The 3,660-nt window shown below is 71.2% G+C and carries 5 protein-coding genes; 1 reads left to right on the forward strand and 4 read right to left on the reverse strand.

The annotated features are described in order from the left end of the window. The 3 genes from WA805_RS28355 to WA805_RS28365 form a co-directional block, all read right to left on the reverse strand. Window positions 1-422 (reverse strand): NAD(P)-binding domain-containing protein (locus WA805_RS28355; RefSeq protein WP_425243857.1); only part of this gene is annotated, 422 nt, incomplete at its 3' end. 5 nt (window positions 423-427) lie between these two features. Further along, complete coding sequence (locus WA805_RS28360) at window positions 428-1,252, reverse strand: SDR family NAD(P)-dependent oxidoreductase (RefSeq protein ID WP_422291124.1); 825 nt, start codon at window positions 1,250-1,252, stop codon at window positions 428-430. A 39-nt stretch (window positions 1,253-1,291) separates the two neighbouring features. Beyond that, window positions 1,292-1,783, reverse strand: a complete 492-nt coding sequence (locus tag WA805_RS28365; protein WP_422291125.1) for a MarR family winged helix-turn-helix transcriptional regulator — start codon at window positions 1,781-1,783, stop codon at window positions 1,292-1,294. A 67-nt stretch (window positions 1,784-1,850) separates the two neighbouring features. Between WA805_RS28365 and WA805_RS28370 the strand changes: the two genes are divergently transcribed. Then, window positions 1,851-3,131, forward strand: a complete 1,281-nt coding sequence (locus WA805_RS28370) for an MFS transporter (RefSeq protein ID WP_425243858.1) — start codon at window positions 1,851-1,853, stop codon at window positions 3,129-3,131. A gap of 244 nt (window positions 3,132-3,375) precedes the next feature. Here the strand turns inward: WA805_RS28370 and WA805_RS28375 are convergent. Next, window positions 3,376-3,660: hypothetical protein (locus tag WA805_RS28375; protein WP_425243859.1), on the reverse strand; the 285-nt coding region annotated here is incomplete at its 5' end.

A 3,660-nucleotide genomic window follows, 5' to 3' on the forward strand; every position in this document is an offset into this window, starting at 1 on the left:
GGCGGCCCGCCGACCATGATCGTGAGCGTGCCGGCCCGCGCCCCGGACACGCCGCCGGACACCGGCGCGTCGATCAGCGTCACGTCCACCTCGTCGGCCCGCGCCGCGAGCGCCCGCGTCCGCGCCGGGTCAGAAGAGCTCATGTCGATGACCATGCCGCCCGCCGGCACGCTGTCGAGCAGCCCCTCGGCGAGCAGCACGTGCTCGACCACGTCGGAGTCGGGCAGGCAGAGCATGACCACGTCGGTGCCGAGCCCGGTGATCCCTGGCGCGGGGGTGAACCCGTCCACCCCGGCGATTTCCCGCATGATCTCGGCCGACGCGTCGTAGCCGACGACCTGGTACCCGGCCGCGGGAAGCCGCCGCGCCATCGCCATGCCCATGTTGCCGAGCCCGACGAAGCCAATCTCTGACGGTGCCACCTGGCTTACTCCTCCTCGCCGTATGTCCGCGCGTCCAGCGCGGCGAAGTCCCACGCGCCGGCGCCGCCGGACGGCCGTACCGTGCTCACGATCGACGAGCCGCCGTCCACCGATACCACCTCGCCGGTCATGTACGCCGACTCGTCGCTCAGCAGAAACGCTACGACAGACGCGATCTCGTCGGTCGTCCCGGCCCGCCGCAGCGGCGCCGTCGCGGCCCGCCGCACCATGTCCGCCCGTCCCGCGGCGGAGAACAGGTCGGTCGGCACGATCCCCGGCGCGACCGCGTTCACCCGTATCCCGAGCGGCCCGCCGTACATCGCCGCGCCGCGCAGCAGCCCGAGCACCGCGTGCTTGGACGTGTGGTACGCGATCAGGTCGGCGCTGCCGCGCAGGCTCGCGATCGAGGCGGTGAGCACGACGCTGCCGGCCGTCCGCTGCTCGCGGTACCGCAGGAACGCGCCGCGCAGCCCGAGGAAGACGCCGCGCACGTTGACCGCCATGACCCGGTCGAAGTCGGCGGGGTCGAGCTCGGGGAATCCGCCGGGCGGCCCGGGAATCCCCGCGTTGAGGTGGTGAAAATCAATTTTTCCGAACGTACGCGTGGCTACGTCCAGGTACTCCGCCACACCCTCGTCGGTGGCGACGTCGGCTCGTACCGAGGCGCTTTCGCCCGGCAGTTCCGCCGCGACCGCGCGCGCCGCCTCGCCGTCGAGGTCGACGACGACAACCCGGCAGCCCTCCGCGGACAGCCGCCGCGCGGTCGCGGACCCGATCCCGCCCGCACCACCGGTCACGACCGCCACTTTGCCCTCAAGCCCGCTCAGCACCGCTCGATCGTCTCCCGCCTGCCGGTTATCTGTCTATAGTCACCCGTCCGCCCAGGCGGGATCCCGCGCGAGCTTCTCCGCGATCCGGTCGTGGAAGCTCTGCCGGGCGAGCGCCGCGGCGATGTCGTCCGCGACGCGGGTGAGCGGATAGGGAATCTCCGCCTCGAGCTCGGTGATAGACGCCTCGGTGGCCCGCCATTCGGCGGCGAGCTTGGCGGCGATCCGTTCGGCCTTGGGGGTGAGCGACACCTTCTTGCTGCGCGCGTCGGGGCCTGGGGAGGTCTCGAGCCACCCGGCGGCCCGCATGGCCGCCACCTTCTGACTCATCGCGGAGTGCGTGCGCTCTACGGATCTGGCGAGCTCCGCGATCGTCATCGGGCCGCGAACGTGCAGCCGGATGATCTCCATCGCCCAGGTCGGCTTGAGGTCGGGGATGCCGTTCTCGGCGTAGACGCGGGCGATCTCGTCGTCTATCCCGGACAGCACCCGGAACACCGGCCGCCAGCGGCTTTCCTCGGTTGGGTCGTGCATGGCACTCATCCTAACAGATATGACAGCGCTTTGACAGCACTTATATAAGCACTGTTATAGTGGCGGGGTGAAGCTGCTCACCGACATCACGCCGCTGCGGGAGTACCCGGCGTTCCGCCGCCTGTGGCTCGGCTCCATGCTGTCGCAGGCCGGCAGCGCGATGACGAACTTCGCGCTCACCCTGCAGGTGTACGACATGACCCACTCGACGGCGGCGGTGGGCGGGCTCGGCGTGGCGACGCTGGTCCCGATGCTGATCATCGCGCTGCCTGGCGGGTCGCTCGCCGACACCGTGGACCGCCGCAAGCTCGTGCTGGCCATGACCACCTGCCAGACGGCGGTCTCCGTGCTGCTCTTCATCCAGGCGCTGGCCGGCCCTGGCCCCGCCGGGGTGTGGCTGCTGTACGGGCTGGAGGCGGCCTCCAGCGCGATCGGCGCGATCAGCGCGCCCGCGCGCACCACGTTCATCCCCAGCCTCGTCAGGCCCGGACAGCTGCCGACGGCGATGGCGCTGAACCGGATCGTCTTCCAGACGACGCTGATCGCCGGTCCCGCGCTGGCCGGCGTGATCGCGGGCGCGGTCGGGGTGAAGGGCTGCTACCTCGTCGACGCGATCACGTTCGCGGGATCCTTCTACGGCGTCGGCCGGCTCCCCGCCATGCGCGCGCCGGGAACCAGGGACAAGGCGCGCGGCAAGCTGGCGCTTACCCGCGAGGGACTGTCCTTCATCCGGCGCAGCCAGGTGCTCGCGGGCGCGTTCGCCGCCGACGTGAGCGCGACGTTCTTCGCGCTGCCACTCGCGCTGTTCCCGGCGATCAACGCCGAACGGTTCGGCGGCGACCCGCGCATCCTCGGACTGATGCCGGCCGCGATCGGCGTGGGCGGCATGCTCACCGCGGTGCTGGCCGGGCCGGTACGGCACGTGTCGCGGTACGGGCTGGCGATGATCGCGGCCGTGTGCGTCTGGGGCTTGTCGTTCGCCGTGTTCGCGGTCACCCCGTGGCTGTGGCTGACGCTGCTGTCGCTGGCGATCGCGGGCGCGGCCGATACGTACACCGTGGTGTTCCGCCAGGTGATCGTGCAGACGGTGACCCCCGTGGAGTTCCGCGGCCGGGTGAACGCGGCGGACTACGTGGTCGGCGCTGGCGGCGGCCAGCTCGGGTCGCTGGAGTCGGGCGTGCTCGGATCGCTGACTTCGCCGGCGATCAGCGCGCTGAGCGGCGGCCTGCTGACGATCGCCGCGGCGCTCGCGCTCGCCGTGGCGCTCCCGGCCTTCCGCCGCTACCGCGCCCCGGAAACGGCCGCCGAACCGGCCGGCGCGCCCGTCCAGCCCGCCGCGCCCGCCTAGACCCCGACCTCTACCGCTCCCACCCCCGCTCCTTGATAACAGCAAGAAATCCCGCTGTCGTGTCCCACACGCCGATAACAGCAAGATCCGTCCAGTCGCGACCTGTGGCGGCCATCTTCGTATCACTTCCGGCCCTTCTGAAACGATTCAGGTGCCCGGAAAAGGGCCGGAACTGATACGAGGATGCGGTGTAGTGGCGGGCTGGTGCGTCTTGGTTGTGATAACAGCAAGAAGCCGGCAGCGGTCAGCGGTCAGCGAGCGCCAGACGGAGGCGGCCGAGGCGTTCGTAGTTCTCCTCGGAGACGCCGATGTGCTGGCAGGCGGCGAGCGCGTCGCGCAGGTAGCGCTGCAGCGGGCTGGCCAGCGACAGGACGCGACCGCCGCCGTACCTGAACAGGTCCGCGATTACCTCGGCGCAGGTCTCGACGGTGTAGACCGAGGCCGCGGCGACGGCAGCGTGCGCGCCGCCGAGATCGTCGCCCGCGTACGCGGCGGCGAGGGCGGTCTCGACGGCGTCCCGGTGCACCAG

Origin of the sequence: Trebonia sp. (assembly GCF_049794275.1) — a bacterium.
GTDB lineage: Bacteria > Actinomycetota > Actinomycetes > Streptosporangiales > Streptosporangiaceae > Trebonia.

Coding starts and splice junctions, on each gene's coding strand:
- WA805_RS28365 (WP_422291125.1), bottom strand. CDS start 1,783: ATGCACGACCCAACCGAGGAAAGCCGCTGGCGGCCGGTGTTCCGGGTG.